The following is an 18,434-nucleotide window of genomic DNA, read 5'->3' as shown; positions in this document are numbered from 1 at the left end:
AAAAACCGTAAACTCCAAGCGAGTTACGGTTTTTTGTGTATTATGCTTTGTCTAATTGCAAGAGGGCTTCAATCTCTGCTAGGGTGTTAGCTTGTGAAATGGCTCCACGAAGTTTGGCAGCGCCAGATGTTCCTCGGAGGTAGTGAGGAGCGAGGCCGCGGAATTCACGAACGGCTACGTTTTCCCCTTTGAGGTTAATCAAGCGTTTCAAATGTTCGTAGGCGATTTTCATCTTGTCTTCAAAAGTCAAATCAGGGAGAATTTCTCCAGTTTCAAAGTAGTGGTTGATTTGGTTGAAGAGGTAGGGGTTTCCCATGGCTGCGCGACCAATCATGACAGCGTCAGCCCCGACTTCTTCGATACGCTGTTTGGCTTCTTGGACCGTACGGATATCACCATTTGCGATAAATGGAATCTTGGTCAGAGCTTGAGCAACCTTGTGAAGGGTCTCGAGGTCTGCGTGACCTGTGTACATTTGTTCGCGGGTACGGCCATGCATAGCGAGGGCAGAGACACCTGCAGCCTCAGCAGCGAGGGCATTCTCCACGGCTAGGGATGGATCAGACCAGCCAGTACGCATTTTGACAGTGAGGGGGATATCAAGGACAGATTGGACCTTGTTGATGATAGAGTAGATCTTGTCTGGGTCCTTGAGCCACATAGCGCCAGCTTCATTCTTCACGATTTTGTTAACTGGGCAACCCATGTTGATATCGACGATATCAGTCTTGGTGTTTTCTTGGATGAATTCTGCTGCGCGTGCGAGGCTATCTTCATCGCTACCAAAGAGTTGGATAGAAACAGGGTTCTCTCCTTCATCGATATGAAGCATGTGTAGAGTCTTTTCGTTGTTGTATTGGATTCCCTTGTCAGAGACCATTTCCATGACAACGAGTCCAGCTCCGAGCTCTTTTGCGATGGTACGAAAGGCTGAGTTGGTGACACCAGCCATGGGTGCTAAAACGGTACGATTGGGAATCTCAACATTGCCAATCATAAAGGGTGTATTAAGATTTGTCACGAATGAGTTCCTCCAGGTCGTTTTCATCAAAGTTATAAGTTGTTTGGCAGAATTGACAAGTGATTTCTGCCCCGTGGTCTTCCTCTTTCATTTCTTCAAGGTCTGAGCTTGGAAGGCTGGCAAGAGCGTTCATAAAACGATCTTTGCTGCAGTCACATTGGAAACGGATTTCTTCTTCAGATAGGCGTTTGTAGGATTCGTCACCGTAGATAGCCTTGAGGAGGGCTTCGATATGGTCATCGCTTTCCAGAAGTGTTGAGATAGCTGGCATTTCTTGGATGCGTTTCTCAAAGCGAGCAATCTCTTCTTCCTTGGCTCCTGGCAATACTTGGAGAAGGAAACCTCCGGCAACTTTGACCTTGTCGTCTTTGTCCAAAAGAACATTGAGGCCGACTGCTGAAGGGGTTTGTTGGCTTTCAGTAAGGTAATAGGCCAAGTCTTCACCGATTTCCCCAGAAATGAGAGGAGTCATGGAGTTGTAAGGATTTCCAGTGCCATAGTCTGTGATAACGAGGAATTGACCGTTTCCAACAAAAGGTCCAACAAGGACTTCACCCGTTGCAGTCTTTTTGATGTCAACACCTGGATTTTGAACGTAGCCTTTGACGTTTCCCTTGGTATCTGCGACCGTGATGATGGCACCAAGAGAGCTGGTTCCAAGAACTTTAACAGTTAGTTTGGTATTTCCTTTTTCATTGGCTGCGAGAATTTGGCTAGCGATAAGGGTACGGCCAAGTGCAACAGTTGAACTGGCTTGAGTTTGATGTTTTTCTTGAGCAGTGCGGACGGTTTCAGTGCTATCAAGGACAAAAGCACGAAAGGCTCCGCTTTCTGATATAGTTTTAATAATTTTATCCATAGCTACTATTTTAGCATAAAAATGCCCAAAGGGGGAGCCGTGTGTTTGCTGTTTCTGTGGAATAATGACGAGGAAATCAACCTTAAAATAAAATGAGAAACAGATTATTTCAGCATTTGAAAGATTTATGCTATGCTTGTAGGAGAAAATGAAAGGGGTAACAAATGTATTTAGGTGATTTGATGGAAAAAGCAGAATCTGGTCAATTTTTAGTCCTTTCCTTTCTATTACAAGATTCGCAGACAACAGTCAAGAAAGCTATGGAAGAAACAGGTTTTTCAAAGGCGACCTTAACCAAGTACATTTCTCTGATTAACGAAAATGCCTCGGAAAGAGGGCTAGAGCTGACCATCCACTTGGAAGATGAAAATCTGCGTTTGTCTGTCGGTACTGCCACAAAGGGGAGAGAGATTCGGAGCTTGTTTCTAGACAATGCCATTAAATACCAAATTTTGGTTTACCTTCTCTATCACCAACAGTTTCTAGCTCATCAGTTGGCTCAAGAATTGATGATTAGCGAGGCCACGCTTGGTCGCCACTTAGCTGGTCTAAATCAGATTTTGTCAGAGTTTGACTTATCCATCCAAAATGGCCGTTGGCGAGGTCCGGAGCATCAGATTCGCTATTTCTATTTCTGTCTTTTCCGCAAGGTTTGGTCCAGTCAGGAGTGGGAAGGTCACATGCAGAAAGCTGAGAGAAAGCAGGATATTGCTTCCCTAGAAGAAATCTGCGGTGCTAGCTTGTCTTCAGGTCAGAAATTGGACTTGGTTCTCTGGGCTCACATCAGTCAACAGCGTCTTCGGGTCAATGCCTGTCAGTTTCAAGTCATAGAAGAAAAAATGCGAGGGTATTTTGACAATATTTTCTACCTTCGTTTGCTGAGAAAGGCTCCGTCCTTTTTTGCTGGGCAACACCTTCCTCTAGGAACTGAGGATGGTGAGATGATGGTATTCTTTTCATTTCTCCTTTCCCATCGTATCTTACCCCTTCATACTATGGAGTATATCCTTGGTTTTGGAGGGCAATTAGCCGACTTGCTGACGCAATTGATTCAAGAGATGAAGAAGGAGGAGTTGCTGGGGGACTATACAGAGGACCATGTCACCTATGAACTCAGCCAGCTTTGTGGTCAAATTTATCTATACAAGGGCTATATCTTGCAAGATCAGTACAGATACCAGACAGAGAATCGCCATCCCTATTTGCTGATGGAACATGATTTTAGAGGAACTGCAGAGAGAATTTTTCATATTTTGCCTACCTTTCAACAGGGGACGGATTTGGATAAGAAAATTCTCTGGGAATGGCTCCAGTTGATAGAGTATATGGCAGAAAATGGTGGTCAGCATATGAGGATTGGTTTGGATTTGACATCTGGTTTCCTTGTCTTTTCTAGGATGGCTGCCCTTTTGAAACGGTATTTGGAATACAATCGTTTCATTACTATTGAAGCCTATGATCCCAGTCGACATTATGATTTGTTGATTACCAACAACCCTATTCATAAGAAAGAACAGACTCCGATCTATTATTTAAAAAACGACTTGGATATGGAGGATTTGGCAAAGATTCGTCAGATGCTCTTTGCCTAAAAGACCTGAGTTTTCAGGTCTTTTTTGTGAAATTCGCACAATCTCCTCACATTTTTTTAAAATTTAAAAAAAATTGATGAACAAGAAAGCGCTTTATTTTGTATACTAGTTACTGTAAAGAGGAACCCCCTCAAGATTTTATCAGGAGGACAGCACATGTCACAAGAAAAATACATCATGGCTATTGACCAAGGAACAACCAGTTCTCGTGCCATCATTTTTAACAAAAAAGGAGAAAAGGTCAGCTCTAGTCAAAAAGAATTCACTCAGATTTTTCCTCAAGCAGGTTGGGTTGAGCACAATGCCAATGAAATTTGGAACTCTGTTCAGTCAGTTATCGCGGGTGCTTTCATCGAAAGTGGTGTGAAACCAAGTCAAATCGAAGCCATCGGGATTACCAACCAGCGTGAAACAACTGTCGTCTGGGATAAGAAAACAGGGCTCCCTATCTACAATGCTATCGTTTGGCAATCACGTCAAACTGCTCCTCTGGCTGAACAACTAAAAAGCCAAGGTTATGTGGAAAAATTCCATGAAAAGACTGGTTTGATTATCGATGCTTACTTCTCTGCTACCAAGGTTCGTTGGATTTTGGACCATGTAGAAGGCGCTCAAGAGCGAGCAGAAAAAGGAGAATTGCTCTTTGGTACTATCGATACTTGGTTGGTTTGGAAATTGACTGACGGTGCAGCTCATGTGACCGACTACTCAAATGCAGCCCGTACCATGCTCTATAACATCAAGGATCTTAAATGGGATGATGAGATTTTAGAAATCCTCAACATTCCGAAGGCTATGCTTCCAGAAGTTCGTTCTAACTCTGAAATCTACGGCAAGACTGCTCCATTCCATTTCTACGGTGGGGAAGTGCCAATTTCAGGTATGGCTGGGGACCAACAGGCAGCACTCTTTGGACAGTTGGCCTTTGAACCAGGGATGGTCAAGAATACTTATGGAACAGGTTCTTTCATCATTATGAACACTGGTGAAGAGATGCAGTTGTCTGAAAACAACCTTTTGACAACGATTGGTTACGGAATCAACGGCAAGGTTTACTATGCCTTGGAAGGTTCTATCTTTATCGCAGGAAGTGCCATTCAGTGGCTTCGTGATGGACTTCGCATGGTTGAAAATTCACCAGAGTCTGAAAAAATATGCTCTCAATTCTCATAACAATGACGAAGTTTATGTCGTACCTGCCTTTACAGGTCTAGGGGCTCCATACTGGAACCAAAATGCTCGTGGTTCGGTCTTTGGCTTAACTCGTGGAACAAGCAAAGAAGACTTTATCAAGGCAACTTTGCAATCTATCGCTTATCAAGTACGTGACATCATCGACACCATGCAAGTGGATGCTCAGACTGCTATTCAAGTCCTCAAAGTCGACGGCGGTGCAGCCATGAACAACTTCCTCATGCAGTTTCAGGCTGACATTTTGGGAATCGATATTGCCCGCGCTAAAAACTTAGAAACAACTGCCCTAGGTGCGGCTTTCCTAGCTGGTTTGGCAGTGGGTTACTGGAAGGATTTGGATGAGTTGAAACTCTTGAACGAGACAGGAGAACTCTTTGAGCCATCCATGAACGAATCGCGCAAGGAACAACTTTATAAGGGCTGGAAGAAGGCTGTGAAAGCAACTCAAGTCTTTGCGGAAATCGATGACTAATACTGGAAGAATAAAGCGACTCAGTTAGAAAGTGTGTAAATATGGAATTTTCAAAGAAAACACGTGAATTATCAATTAAAAAAATGCAGGAACGCACCTTGGATCTCTTGATTATTGGTGGGGGGATTACAGGAGCTGGTGTAGCCTTGCAGGCGGCAGCTAGTGGTCTTGACACTGGTTTGATTGAAATGCAGGACTTCGCAGAAGGAACATCTAGCCGTTCAACAAAATTGGTCCACGGAGGTCTGCGTTACCTTAAGCAATTCGATGTAGAAGTAGTCTCAGATACAGTTTCTGAGCGTGCAGTGGTTCAACAAATCGCTCCACACATTCCAAAACCAGATCCAATGCTCTTGCCAGTTTACGATGAGGATGGAGCGACCTTTAGCCTCTTCCGTCTCAAAGTAGCCATGGACTTGTACGACCTTTTGGCAGGTGTTAACAACACGCCAGCCGCTAACAAGGTCTTGAGCAAGGAAGAACTCTTGGAACGCCAGCCAAACTTGAAGAAAGAAGGCTTGGTAGGAGGTGGGGTTTACCTTGACTTCCGTAATAACGATGCGCGTCTCGTGATTGAAAACATTAAACGTGCCAACCAAGACGGTGCTCTCATTGCCAACCATGTTAAGGCAGAAGGCTTCCTCTTTGACGAAAGTGGCAAGATTACAGGTGTTGTAGCTCGTGATTTGTTGACAGACCAAGTCTTTGAAATTAAGGCTCGTCTGGTGATTAACACAACAGGTCCTTGGAGCGACAAGGTACGTAATTTGTCCAATAAGGGAACCCAATTCTCACAAATGCGTCCAACTAAGGGAGTGCACTTGGTAGTGGACTCAAGCAAGATCAAGGTTTCACAGCCAGTTTACTTTGACACAGGTTTGGGAGATGGTCGTATGGTCTTCGTTCTCCCACGTGAAAACAAGACCTACTTTGGTACAACCGATACAGACTACACAGGCGATTTGGAACATCCAAAAGTGACGCAGGAAGATGTAGATTATCTACTAGGTATTGTCAACAACCGCTTCCCAGAAGCAAACATTACCGTTGCTGATATTGAAAGCAGCTGGGCTGGTCTTCGTCCATTGATCGCAGGCAATAGCGCTTCTGACTACAATGGTGGAAATAACGGAACCATTAGCGATGAAAGCTTCAATAGCTTGATTGCGACTGTCGAGGCATATCTATCGAAAGAAAAAACGCGTGAAGATGTTGAATCTGCTGTCAGCAAGCTTGAAAGCAGCACATCTGAGAAACATTTGGATCCATCTGCAGTTTCTCGTGGTTCGAGCTTGGATCGTGATGATAATGGTCTTTTAACCCTTGCTGGTGGTAAAATCACAGACTACCGTAAGATGGCTGAAGGAGCTATGGAGCGCGTGGTTGACATCCTCAAAGCCGAATTTGACCGTAGCTTTAAACTGATCAACTCTAAGACTTATCCTGTTTCAGGTGGAGAATTGAACCCAGCAAATGTGGACTCAGAAATCGAAGCCTTTGCTCAACTTGGAGTGTCACGTGGTTTGGATAGCAAGGAAGCCCAGTATCTCGCAAATCTTTACGGTTCAAATGCTCCGAAAGTCTTTGCCCTTGCTCACAGCTTGGAACAAGCGCCAGGACTCAGCTTGGCAGATACCTTGTCCCTTCACTATGCAATGCGCAATGAGTTGGCTCTGAGCCCAGTTGACTTCCTCCTTCGCCGTACCAACCACATGCTCTTTATGCGTGATAGTTTGGATAGCATTGTGGAGCCAGTTCTGGATGAAATGGGACGATTCTATGATTGGTCAGAAGAAGAAAAGGCAGCCTACCGTGCGGATGTTGAAGCAGCCCTTGCTAACAACGATCTAGCGGCATTGAAAAATTAAGAAAAACTAGAAGTGAGGGAACAAGCCTTCCTTGCCTTCCCTCTCCTTCTTTAAAATGGAGACAACGATATGATGAAAGAATTATTTGGAGAATTTTTGGGGACTTTAATCCTTATCCTCCTAGGAAATGGTGTTGTAGCAGGTGTGGTTCTTCCCAAAACCAAGAGTAACAATTCAGGGTGGATCGTCATCACGATGGGATGGGGAATTGCTGTAGCCGTTGCGGCCTTTGTATCTGGCACGCTCAGCCCAGCCCACTTAAATCCAGCTGTGACATTTGCGATGGCCTTAAAAGGAACGCTCTCTTGGGGTTCTGTTTTCCCTTATATTCTAGCCCAATTCGCAGGAGCGATGGTGGCTCAGATTTTGGTTTGGTTGCAATTCAAACCACACTATGAGGCGGAAGAAAATGCAGGAAATATTCTAGCAACTTTCAGCACTGGACCAGCTATCAAAGATACTGTGTCAAACTTGATTAGTGAAATCCTTGGGACTTTTGTCTTGGTATTGACAATCTTTGCTTTGGGTCTCTATGACCTTCAAGCAGGGCTAGGAACCTTTGCAGTGGGAACCTTGATTGTCGGTATCGTTCTTTCACTAGGTGGGACAACTGGTTGTGCCTTGAACCCAGCTCGTGACCTCGGTCCTCGTATCATGCACAGCATCTTGCCAATTCCAAACAAGGGAGACGGGGACTGGTCTTATGCTTGGATTCCTGTTGTAGGACCTATTGTTGGTGCGGCCCTAGCAGTTCTCGTATTTTCACTTTTCTAAGATAAAAGAGTGATTGGCAACAGAGTTTGAGATGAAAATCTCAGGCTCTTTTTTGATGGGCAAAACATTAATATTTTAACTTATCTTAAAATAAGCTAAAACCAATTTTTAAGTTATGGTAAACAGTTGAAAAAAAGGTTGATAAAGTGGTAAAATGTTAGGAAGATAAGATGCTAACAATACATACTGATAGCTAATAGAAATAATATATTAATGGATAGCTTATGAAAAAACAACGAAATTTACATGTATTCTTAGGCCGGACGGCTCTATATTTTGTAATCTTACTTGGTTTGCTTTATTTTTTTAGTTACCTTGGTCAGAGCCAAGGCACCTTTATTTATAATGAGTTCTAGTTTAAAGGAGAAGAGGAACAGTGTCTAATAAACCGATAAAAGATATGATTGAAACGATTGAGCACTTTGCTCAAACGCAACCAACATATCCTGTCTACAATGTTTTAGGTCAAGAGCATACTTATGGTGATCTGAAGGCTGATTCAGATAGTTTAGCTGCAGCTATCGACCAACTAGGCTTGCCTGAGAAATCTCCAGTCGTCGTTTTTGGTGGTCAGGAATATGAGATGTTGGCTACCTTTGTAGCGCTAACTAAGTCAGGTCATGCCTATATCCCAATTGATAGCCATTCGGCCTTGGAAAGAGTTTCTGCTATCGTAGAAGTTGCAAAGCCAAGCTTGATTATTACTATCTCAGATTTTCCATTAGAGCAAACTAGCACACCGATGCTGAATTTAAAGCAAGTCCATGAAGCTTTTGCTCAAGCTTCCAGCTACGAGATGACCCATCCAGTCAAGGGAGATGACAACTACTACATCATCTTTACTTCTGGTACGACTGGTAAGCCTAAGGGAGTGCAGATCTCCCATGATAATCTCCTCAGCTTTACCAACTGGATGATTACAGATAAGGAATTTGCGACGCCAAGTCGTCCGCAAATGCTGGCTCAGCCCCCTTATTCTTTTGACCTATCTGTCATGTATTGGGCGCCAACCTTGGCACTGGGTGGCACGCTTTTCGCTCTTCCTTCAGCCATTACTCAGGACTTTAAGCAACTCTTTGCGATCATCTTTGCATTGCCAATCGCTATCTGGACCTCAACGCCTTCTTTTGCAGATATGGCCATGTTGTCAGAAGACTTTAACAGCGAGAAAATGCCTGGCATCACGCATTTCTACTTTGATGGTGAAGAATTGACGGTCAAAACTGCTCAAAAACTGCGCGAGCGATTCCCAGATGCTCGTATTATCAATGCCTATGGTCCAACAGAAGCGACAGTAGCTTTGTCAGCAGTTGCCGTCACTGATGAGATGTTGACGACTCTCAAACGCCTGCCAATCGGCTATACCAAGGCCGATTCTCCGACCTTTATCATTGATGAGGAAGGTAAGAAAGTTCCAAATGGTGAGCAAGGAGAAATCATTGTTTCAGGGCCAGCTGTTTCAAAAGGCTATATGAATAATCCTGAAAAAACGGCAGAAGCTTTCTTTGAGTTCGAAGGTCTTCCAGCCTACCACACAGGGGATGTAGGAACCATGACAGATGAGGGATTGCTTCTCTATGGTGGACGCATGGATTTCCAGATTAAGTTTAATGGTTATCGCATTGAGCTGGAAGATGTCTCTCAAAACCTCAACAAGTCTCGCTTTATCGAGTCGGCTGTTGCTGTCCCACGTTATAACAAGGACCACAAGGTACAAAATCTACTGGCCTATGTCATCCTAAAAGACGGTGTCCGTCAGCAGTTTGAGCGTGATATCGATATTACCAAGGCTATCAAGGAAGACCTAGCAGATATCATGATGTCCTATATGATGCCGTCTAAGTTTCTTTATCGAGATAGTTTACCACTAACGCCTAATGGTAAAATTGACATCAAGGGCTTGATCAATGAGGTAAACAGCCAATGATGGAGCTTTATAAACAGCTACCTCATTTGGAACCTTATGGTGATCTTCAGTACTTTTTATACGTAATTGCTGCGACTTTACCTATCTTTATTGGTCTTTTTTTCAAGAAACGTTTTGCCTTGTACGAGGTGTTTGTTAGTCTCTTCTTTATCCTCACCATGTTGGTCGGTGGAAAGACGAATCAAATAAACGCTTTGATCCTTTACGTTATCTGGCAAGTACTGCTTGTATCTTTCTACAAAAGGTACAGGAAACAAGGGGATAGTAAATGGATATTTTACCTGGTTAGCTTTCTATCCCTATTGCCAATCGTCTTTGTGAAAGTATCTCCTGCTATTCATGGACCTCAATCTTTGTTTGGATTTTTAGGGATTTCTTACTTAACCTTTCGTGCAGTTGGGGTTATCGTCGAGTTGAGAGACGGTGTCATCAAGGATTTAACGATTTGGCAATTCTTGCGTTTTCTTCTTTTTATGCCGACTTTCTCAAGTGGTCCCATTGATCGTTTTAAACGTTTCAATGAAAATTACGAGACCATTCCTGAGCGGGATGAGCTGATGGATATGCTAGAAGAGGCTGTCAAATATATCATGCTTGGCTTCCTCTACAAGTTTATCTTGGCTCACATTTTAGGAGAGACATTATTGCCTCCGCTGAAAAATTTGGCCTTGCAGACAGGTGGTTTCTTTAACCTCTACGCTTTAGCGGTCATGTACACCTTTGGTCTGGAGCTCTTCTTTGACTTTGCGGGCTACTCTATGTTTGCCTTAGCCATTTCAAACTTGATGGGGATTCATAGTCCTATCAACTTTAACAAGCCCTTTTTGTCAAGGGATTTAAAAGAGTTTTGGAATCGCTGGCACATGAGTCTGTCTTTCTGGTTCCGTGATTTTGTCTTTATGCGAATGGTCATGGTGTTGACCAGAAAGAAGGTCTTTAAAAATCGCAATGTGACCTCAAGTGTAGCCTATATTGTAAATATGCTGATTATGGGATTTTGGCACGGTGTGACCTGGTATTATATCGTCTACGGACTTTTCCATGGGATTGGGCTAGTCATCAATGACGCTTGGGTTCGTAAGAAAAAAGCGCTCAATAAAGAACGGAAAAAAGCTGGAAAGGGTTCCTTACCTGAGAATCGCTGGATTCAGTTGCTTGGCATGGTTGTCACCTTCCATGTCGTGATGGTTTCATTCTTAATCTTTTCTGGATTTTTGAATGATTTATGGTTTAAAAAATAAAAGGATGTAAAAAATGGATATCAAATCAGAAGTTATTGAAATTATTGATGAGTTGTTTATGGAAGATGTTTCTGACATGATGGATGAAGATCTTTTTGATGCCGGTGTCTTGGATAGCATGGGAACGGTTGAATTGATTGTGGAGATTGAAAACCGTTTTGACATTCGTGTTCCAGTGACGGAGTTCGGTCGTGATGACTGGAATACGGCTAATAAAATCGTAGAAGGTATTACGGAGTTGAAGAATGCTTAAACGCTTGTGGCTGATCTTCGGGCCTATCTTCATTGCTGGATTTTTGGTTCTTCTACTCATCTTTTTTTATCCAGGTACAACAAGCCATAATCTGACGGAGGAGAAATATTCGGCGGCTTCTGTTAGTGCAGAGAGTTTTAAAGAGAGAAGCCAAAAAGTAAGGGCTCTTACGGATCCAAATATGCGTTTTATTCCTTTTCTAGGGTCCAGTGAATGGATTCGATTTGATAGTGTCCATCCAGCTGTTTTAGCGGAAAAATACCATCGTCCCTATCGTCCTTACTTTCTAGGTCAAGCAGGAGCAGCCTCTCTCAATCAATATTTTGGCCTACAGCAAATTTTGCCAGAAATAGAGAATAAGCAGGCTGTATTTGTGATTTCGCCTCAGTGGTTTACGGAGACAGATTATGAACCCGCAGCGTTTCAGAGATTTTTTAACAGTGACCAATTGACAGCTTTTTTGGGAAATCAATCTGGTGACATTGCTGCAAAGCATGCGGCTATTCGATTGTTAAAGCAGAATCCTAATGTTGCATTAAAAGGCATTGTTCAAAAACTGTCAAAGGGTGAAGAATTATCAGATGTTGATCAGGTTGCTATTGATCTTTTTGCGCGATTCAACGAAAAACAATCCGCTCTCTTTGGACAATTCTCCATTCGAGGACAACTCAAGTACAAGGAACACGTGGAGAACTATTTAAAAGATCTTCCGGATCAATTTTCTTATGAGGAGTTAGAAAAAATTGTTCGTAAGGACGCAGAAGCAAATACGACCAATAACGATATGGGGATGGAAAATCATTTCTATACGAGAGAGATTCAAAAGGATTTAAAAAAATGGGAAGGATATCAAAAAAATTACAACTTCCTCAAGTCCTCTGAATATAATGATTTGCAGCTGGTCCTCAATCAATTTGCTAAGTCGAATGTCAATGTGCTCTTTGTCATTCAGCCGGTTAACAAGAAGTGGATGGAGTACACAGGGCTCAGCGAAGAGATGTACCAGCATGCAGTGGAGAAAATTCGTTACCAATTAGAAAGTCAGGGTTTTACCAATATTGCTGATTTTTCAAAAAATGGAGGGGACCCTTATTTTGTTAAGGATACCATTCATCTAGGATGGTTAGGTTGGCTGGCTTTTGATAAGGTTGTCAATCCTTTCTTGACGGATCCGAAACCAGCTCCAGACTACAAGATGAATGACCGCTTCTTTAGCAAGGACTGGGCGACCTATGATGGGAATATCAAAGATTTCCAATAAAATAAGCTAAAAGTTTGGGATTTAAACCCAAGCTTTTTTGTTTAAATGGCGAATATTTAAGATGAAAATAGGTCAAAAGTTTCAAAATTTTTAGAAATAGCGTATAATATAAAAGAGAAAAAGAAAAGAAAGGGATTTTAAAATGAACAAACGTTCTTTGTTACCTGTCTTGTCGACAGCCCTGTTAGCTCCAGCCTTCTTAGCTGGACAAGTCTATGCTGAAGAAGCAACAACTCCTGCAGAAAGTTCAGCTGTCGTAGTGACTCCTGCTACGTCGGCGACTCCAGCTCCTGTTGAGAGCCCTGCGGTACCGGAAACTTCGGCAACTTCAGAAGCAGTTGCACCTGCAGAAGCTCCGTCAGCTCCTGTTGAATCTCCTAAAAGCGAAGAAAAGGACACCGTTATCTTGCACACCAATGATGTCCACGGTCGTATCGTAGAGGAAAAGGGAGTTATTGGAGATGCTAAATTAGCGACTGTCATCGAGCAGGAACGTGCGAAATCAAATCAAAATACTCTAGTTGTTGATGCGGGAGATGCTTTCCAAGGTTTACCGATTTCCAACTCTACGAAGGGTGAAGCGCGTGCTGAAATTCTTAATAAGATGCAGTATGATGCCATGGCAGTAGGAAACCATGAGTTTGACTTTGGTTTGGACGAAGCTAAGAAATACAAGGAAATCTTGAAATTCCCATTACTTAGCTCAAATACTTATGTCAATGGAGCTCGTCTTTTTGAAGCTTCTACAATCGTTGATAAAGATAAGACTGTGGAAGGTGATGAGTTTGTTGTAATCGGCGTGACAACACCTGAAACAGCTACCAAAACTCACCCTAAAAATGTCAAAGGGGTAACCTTTACAGATCCAATCTCCGAGGTGAATAAGGTTATCGAAGAAGTCCAAGCCAAGGCTCGTGCAGAAGGTAAGGACTACAAACACTATGTTGTGCTTGCTCACCTCGGTGTAGATACCACAACTCCAGTCGAATGGCGTGGTTCAACTTTGGCAGAAGCTCTCTCTAAAAATCCTCGTCTTAAAGGCAAACGTGTGACAGTTATTGATGGGCATTCTCATACGGTAGCTTCCACAACTTATGGCGACAATGTTACCTATAACCAAACAGGAAGCTACCTTCATAATGTTGGGAAGGTTATCTACAAATCACGTCAGCTTTTGGGTAATCCAACTCAGATTCCGGCTGCTGATGCTAAAAAATTACCAGCCAATCCAACAGTTGAAAAACTAGTCAAAGACATTAAACAAAAATACGATGCTGAAAATGCTGTTGAAGTCGTTTCAAACAGCCCTGTAGAACTAAACGGTGATCGTGAAAATGTTCGGGTTCGTGAAACCAACCTCGGAAACGTCGTGGCAGACTCTCTCTATCAATATGGTCAAACAGGATTTAGCCATCCGACAGACATCGCTGTGACAAATGGTGGTGGTTTGCGTGAAACCATTGCAAAAGGCAAACCGATCACTAAAGGAAATGTCATTGCCGTTCTTCCATTTGGGAATACTATCTCACAAATCCAAGTGACGGGGCAACAAGTTTTGGATATGTTTGAAAAATCACTCGGATCTATCTTGCAGGTCGATAAGGATGGCAAGAAGGTCTTGGATGAGAACGGACAACCATTGCTAGAACCAAGTGGTGGCTTCTTGCAAGTTTCAGGTGTGAAGGTCTACTATGATACCAACCTCCCATCAGGCAAACGTGTCTTGGCTATCCAGGTTAAAAACCGTGCGACTGGTCGTTATGATCTCCTGGACCTCGCAAAAACTTACTATCTTGCAACCAATGATTTCCTAGCTGCGGGTGGTGATGGCTACACGATGTTAGGTGGTGCGCGAGAAGAAGGTCCTTCTATGGATGCAGCCTTTGAAGAGTATCTTAAAACAGCTGATTTGACCCAGTATGAAAAGATCAATCCGAACTCACGGACGATTTCTGTGGATTCTACAACCTTTAGTCTGCCGGTAGAAACGCCTCAAACGAATGCAGCTGCTAACGATGCGACTACAAATGTGCCATTGACTTATGAGGTGGCGGGGCAATTTAGCAAGAAGGCAGTTGTCTCAGAAAAAGCTCTTCCAAATACAGGAAGTGAACAGTCCATCTTCTTGCTCTTGATGGGAATGGTAGCTGGTTTGGCAGGTATCTTATCGAGTCGAAAACCAAAGCAAAAATAGATTAAATTTTACATCTAGAAGAGTCTAGGGAAACGTTTTTACGCCTTTTTCCCTTGACTCTTTTTTGGTTTATGATATAATTAACCAGTAAAGAATCGGTGGCTATCTCTATTTTTTACGAAAAAGATAGCTTGGGAAGGAGTAACACATGAGACAGCTTGCACAGGAAATCGATAACTTTTTAAACGAGGTGATTTTGAGATCTGAGAACCAGCATGAAATTCTGATTGGGCATTGCACAAGTGACGTTGCCTTGACCAATACTCAGGAACACATCCTCATGCTCTTGTCAGAAGAATCCCTAACCAACTCGGAGTTGGCCCGTCGCCTTAATGTCAGTCAGGCAGCAGTGACCAAGGCTATCAAATCTTTGGTCAAAGAGGGCATGTTAGAGACATCCAGAGATCCAAAAGATGCGCGTGTGATTTTTTACCAACTGACAGAACTAGCTCGACCAGTGGCAGAGGAACACCACCATCATCATGAACACACGCTCTCAGCCTATGAACAAGTGGCAAGTCAGTTTACTCCAAATGAACAAGAAGTTATCCAGCGGTTTTTAACTGCTTTAGTAGGAGAAATTAAATAATGCGGTATATTACAGTAGAGGACTTGTCTTTCTATTATGACAAGGAACCTGTCCTCGAGCATATCAACTACAGTGTTGATAGCGGGGAGTTTGTCACCCTGACTGGTGAAAATGGAGCTGCCAAGACGACGCTTATCAAGGCGAGTCTAGGCATCTTGCAGCCGAGATTTGGCAAGGTAACCATCTCAAAGATAAATACTCATGGAAAAAAGCTTAGGATAGCTTATCTTCCTCAGCAGATTGCCAGTTTTAATGCTGGTTTTCCAAGTACAGTTTATGAATTTGTCAAGTCTGGTCGCTATCCGCGAAAGGGCTGGTTCCGTCGCTTGAATGCCCATGATGAGGAACATATCAAGGCCAGTCTAGACTCAGTTGGTATGTGGGAACATCGTGACAAACGAATTGGCTCCCTCTCAGGAGGGCAAAAGCAACGAGCGGTTATTGCTCGGATGTTTGCTTCTGACCCAGATATCTTTGTCTTGGATGAGCCGACAACAGGGATGGATGCTGGAAGCAAAAATGAATTTTACGAACTCATGCACCACAGTGCTCATCATCATGGCAAGGCTGTTTTGATGATTACCCATGACCCTGAGGAGGTCAAGGACTATGCGGATCGCAATATCCATCTAGTCCGTAACCAAGACTCGCCGTGGCGTTGTTTTAACGTTCACGAAAGCGACCAGGAGGTGGACCATGCTTAGTTTGTTATCTTATGACTTTATGCAGCGAGCCTTCTTGGCGGTCATTGCCATGAGTCTCTTTTCTCCAGTTCTTGGGACTTTCCTTATCTTACGTCGTCAGAGTTTGATGAGTGATACCCTCAGTCACGTTTCTCTATCAGGAGTAGCCTTTGGTCTGGTTTTGGGGATTTCTCCAACCATTTCAACCATTGTTATCGTCTTGATCGCAGCGGTCTTTTTGGAGTATCTCCGGACAGTCTATAAGAACTTTATGGAAATCGGAACTGCCATCCTCATGTCAACAGGACTTGCGGTGTCACTTATTGTCATGAGTAAGGGGAAAAGTTCGAGTTCCATGAGTTTGGACCAATATCTCTTTGGTTCGATTGTGACCATTAGCCAGGAGCAGGTGATTTTCCTCTTTGCCATTGCGGCGGTCGTTTTACTCTTGACTTTCTTGTTCTTGCGACCAATGTATATCCTGACTTTTGATGAGGACACGGCCTTTGTGGATGGCTTACCCGTTCGTACCATGTCTATCCTCTTTAACATGGTGACAGGGGTGGCCATTGCCCTTATGATTCCGGCTGCAGGAGCCCTTTTGGTATCGACCATTATGGTCTTGCCAGCTAGCATTGCCCTTCGTCTGGGGAAAAACTTTAAATCCGTTATGTTACTAGCCAGCGCTATTGGCTTTTTGGGAATGGTGGCAGGACTTTATATTTCCTACTATGCGGAAACACCTGCTAGCGCTAGTATCACCATTATCTTTGTAGCTGTCTTTTTGTTAGTCAGTCTACTGAAACGTTTTATCAAATAGGAGAATGAAATGAAAAAAATTAGCTTACTACTAGCTAGTCTATGTGCCCTGTTTTTAGTGGCTTGTTCCAATCAAAAACAGGCAGATGGGAAGCTAAATATCGTGACAACCTTTTACCCTGTCTACGAATTTACCAAGCAAGTCGCAGGAGATACTGCTAATGTAGAACTTCTAATCGGTGCTGGTACAGAACCCCATGAGTATGAACCGTCTGCCAAGGCAGTTGCTAAAATCCAAGACGCAGATACCTTTGTCTATGAAAATGAAAATATGGAAACTTGGGTTCCTAAATTGCTAGATACTTTGGATAAGAAAAAAGTGAAAACCATCAAGGCGACAGGTGATATGCTCCTCTTGCCAGGTGGTGAGGAAGAAGAGGAAGGGCATGATCATGGCGGTGAGGGTCACCATCACGACTACGATCCCCATGTTTGGCTTTCACCAGTTCGGGCCATTAAACTAGTAGAACATATCCGTGACAGCTTGTCAGCAGATTATCCTGATAAAAAAGAGACCTTTGAAAAGAACGCTGCTGCCTATATCGAAAAATTGCAAGCCTTGGATAAGGCTTATGCAGAAGGCTTGTCTCGAGCTAAACAAAAGAGCTTCGTAACGCAACACGCAGCCTTTAACTATCTTGCCTTGGACTATGGACTCAAACAAGTCGCAATCTCAGGTCTCTCTCCAGATGCAGAGCCATCAGCTGCTCGTCTGGCAGAATTGACAGAGTACGTCAAGAAAAATAAAATTGCCTATATCTATTTTGAAGAAAATGCCTCACAAGCCCTAGCCAATACACTCTCAAAAGAGGCAGGTGTCAAAACAGATGTCCTCAATCCTTTAGAAAGTCTGACAGAAGAGGACACCAAGGCGGGAGAAAATTACATCTCTATCATGGAGAAAAACCTCAAGGCTTTGAAACAAACAACAGACCAAGAAGGACCAGAAATCGAGCCCGAGAAGGAAGAAAATACCAAGACAGTTCAAAATGGTTACTTTGAGGATGCAGATGTCAAAGACCGCACCTTGAGTGACTATACTGGTAACTGGCAGTCAGTCTATCCTTTCCTTGAAGATGGGACCTTTGATCAAGTCTTTGACTACAAGGCTAAGTTGACTGGCAAGATGACCAAGGATGAGTACAAGGCCTACTATAGAAAAGGCTATCAGACAGATGTGACCAAAATCAACATCACGGACAACACTATGGAATTTGTTCAAGGTGGTCAAAGCAAGAAATTCACCTATAAGTATGTCGGCAAGAAAATCTTGACTTATAAGAAAGGCAATCGTGGTGTGCGCTTCCTCTTTGAAGCGACAGATGCGGATGCTGGACAGTTCAAGTATGTTCAGTTTAGCGACCATAATATTGCTCCAGTCAAGGCAGAGCATTTCCATATTTTCTTTGGAGGCACTAGCCAGGAAGCCCTCTTTGAAGAGATGGACAACTGGCCAACCTATTACCCAGATAACCTATCTGGCCAAGAAATCGCCCAAGAAATGTTGGCGCATTGATGCAAGAGAGAATCCCGCAAATCTGCGGGATTTTTTGCTAGAAACGATTATCCGAGTAGGTTGTGGGCGCTATAGTACTACAGCTGTGCTGTTCACAATGTGATAAAGAGGTCATTTTCTACTGACTGATTCTCACTAGCTGACGAATGCAAAAGCTATGATTGTACAAAT

At 43.2% G+C, this 18,434-nt stretch carries 15 protein-coding genes and 1 pseudogene; 14 read left to right on the top strand and 2 right to left on the bottom strand.

The annotated features are described in order from the left end of the window. Positions 1 to 40 precede the first annotated feature (40 nt). A complete protein-coding gene (gene dusB / locus M1F65_RS06955; protein WP_000183316.1) occupies positions 41 to 1,021 on the bottom strand; it encodes a tRNA dihydrouridine synthase DusB in 981 nt (326 codons plus the stop codon). Then, positions 1,008 to 1,880, bottom strand: a complete 873-nt coding sequence (gene hslO, locus M1F65_RS06950) for an Hsp33 family molecular chaperone HslO (protein ID WP_125397991.1) — start codon at positions 1,878 to 1,880, stop codon at positions 1,008 to 1,010. Before hslO ends, dusB begins: the two co-directional genes overlap by 14 nt. Before the next feature lie 164 nt (positions 1,881 to 2,044). Between hslO and M1F65_RS06945 the strand changes: the two genes are divergently transcribed. The 14 genes and pseudogenes from M1F65_RS06945 to adcA all read left to right on the top strand — a co-directional run bounded on the left by M1F65_RS06945 (position 2,045) and on the right by adcA (position 18,263). Next, positions 2,045 to 3,472: an AcpB/EbpR/MafR family transcriptional regulator gene (locus M1F65_RS06945; RefSeq protein WP_216732483.1), complete on the top strand. Its 1,428-nt coding sequence runs from the start codon at positions 2,045 to 2,047 to the stop codon at positions 3,470 to 3,472. Between the two features lie 156 nt (positions 3,473 to 3,628). Continuing rightward, a pseudogene (glpK, locus tag M1F65_RS06940) lies at positions 3,629 to 5,138 on the top strand (glycerol kinase GlpK). A gap of 41 nt (positions 5,139 to 5,179) precedes the next feature. Then, positions 5,180 to 7,006: a type 1 glycerol-3-phosphate oxidase gene (gene glpO, locus M1F65_RS06935; protein ID WP_247925674.1), complete on the top strand. Its 1,827-nt coding sequence runs from the start codon at positions 5,180 to 5,182 to the stop codon at positions 7,004 to 7,006. A gap of 69 nt (positions 7,007 to 7,075) precedes the next feature. Next, positions 7,076 to 7,780, top strand: a complete 705-nt coding sequence (locus tag M1F65_RS06930; RefSeq protein ID WP_247925673.1) for an MIP/aquaporin family protein — start codon at positions 7,076 to 7,078, stop codon at positions 7,778 to 7,780. Between the two features lie 224 nt (positions 7,781 to 8,004). Then, positions 8,005 to 8,136: a teichoic acid D-Ala incorporation-associated protein DltX gene (locus M1F65_RS06925; RefSeq protein ID WP_008276434.1), complete on the top strand. Its 132-nt coding sequence runs from the start codon at positions 8,005 to 8,007 to the stop codon at positions 8,134 to 8,136. A 20-nt stretch (positions 8,137 to 8,156) separates the two neighbouring features. Next, the gene (gene dltA / locus M1F65_RS06920) at positions 8,157 to 9,707 is read left to right on the top strand and encodes a D-alanine--poly(phosphoribitol) ligase subunit DltA (protein ID WP_002880946.1); all 1,551 of its coding nucleotides are present in this window, start codon (positions 8,157 to 8,159) and stop codon (positions 9,705 to 9,707) included. Further along, positions 9,704 to 10,948 (top strand): D-alanyl-lipoteichoic acid biosynthesis protein DltB, encoded by a 1,245-nt coding sequence (gene dltB, locus M1F65_RS06915; protein ID WP_247925672.1) that lies wholly within the window; start codon positions 9,704 to 9,706, stop codon positions 10,946 to 10,948. Before dltA ends, dltB begins: the two co-directional genes overlap by 4 nt. A gap of 13 nt (positions 10,949 to 10,961) precedes the next feature. After that, positions 10,962 to 11,201 (top strand): D-alanine--poly(phosphoribitol) ligase subunit DltC, encoded by a 240-nt coding sequence (dltC, locus tag M1F65_RS06910; RefSeq protein ID WP_000351972.1) that lies wholly within the window; start codon positions 10,962 to 10,964, stop codon positions 11,199 to 11,201. Continuing rightward, positions 11,194 to 12,462 carry a D-alanyl-lipoteichoic acid biosynthesis protein DltD gene (dltD, locus tag M1F65_RS06905; protein WP_000919836.1) on the top strand — a complete coding sequence of 423 codons (1,269 nt, stop codon included), beginning with the start codon at positions 11,194 to 11,196 and terminating at the stop codon, positions 12,460 to 12,462. The genes dltC and dltD overlap by 8 nt, the downstream gene beginning before the upstream one ends. Before the next feature lie 142 nt (positions 12,463 to 12,604). Then, entirely contained in the window at positions 12,605 to 14,656 is a 2,052-nt protein-coding gene (gene nt5e, locus M1F65_RS06900) for a cell surface ecto-5'-nucleotidase Nt5e (RefSeq protein ID WP_049477597.1), read from the top strand. A 148-nt stretch (positions 14,657 to 14,804) separates the two neighbouring features. After that, entirely contained in the window at positions 14,805 to 15,245 is a 441-nt protein-coding gene (gene adcR / locus M1F65_RS06895) for a zinc-dependent transcriptional regulator AdcR (RefSeq protein WP_223331801.1), read from the top strand. Continuing rightward, on the top strand, positions 15,245 to 15,949 hold the full coding sequence (locus M1F65_RS06890; protein WP_215804237.1) for a metal ABC transporter ATP-binding protein: 705 nt from the start codon (positions 15,245 to 15,247) through the stop codon (positions 15,947 to 15,949). The genes adcR and M1F65_RS06890 overlap by 1 nt, the downstream gene beginning before the upstream one ends. Next, positions 15,942 to 16,748 carry a metal ABC transporter permease gene (locus M1F65_RS06885; RefSeq protein WP_139659041.1) on the top strand — a complete coding sequence of 269 codons (807 nt, stop codon included), beginning with the start codon at positions 15,942 to 15,944 and terminating at the stop codon, positions 16,746 to 16,748. The genes M1F65_RS06890 and M1F65_RS06885 overlap by 8 nt, the downstream gene beginning before the upstream one ends. 9 nt (positions 16,749 to 16,757) lie before the next feature. After that, positions 16,758 to 18,263: a zinc ABC transporter substrate-binding protein AdcA gene (adcA, locus tag M1F65_RS06880; protein WP_247925671.1), complete on the top strand. Its 1,506-nt coding sequence runs from the start codon at positions 16,758 to 16,760 to the stop codon at positions 18,261 to 18,263. Positions 18,264 to 18,434: the final 171 nt, after the last annotated feature.

Origin of the sequence: Streptococcus oralis (genome assembly GCF_023109195.1) — a bacterium.
GTDB classification, from domain to species: domain Bacteria; phylum Bacillota; class Bacilli; order Lactobacillales; family Streptococcaceae; genus Streptococcus; species Streptococcus oralis_BV.
The sequence above is the reverse complement of the archived record's forward strand: the minus strand, read 5'-3'. Positions and strand labels throughout refer to the sequence as shown.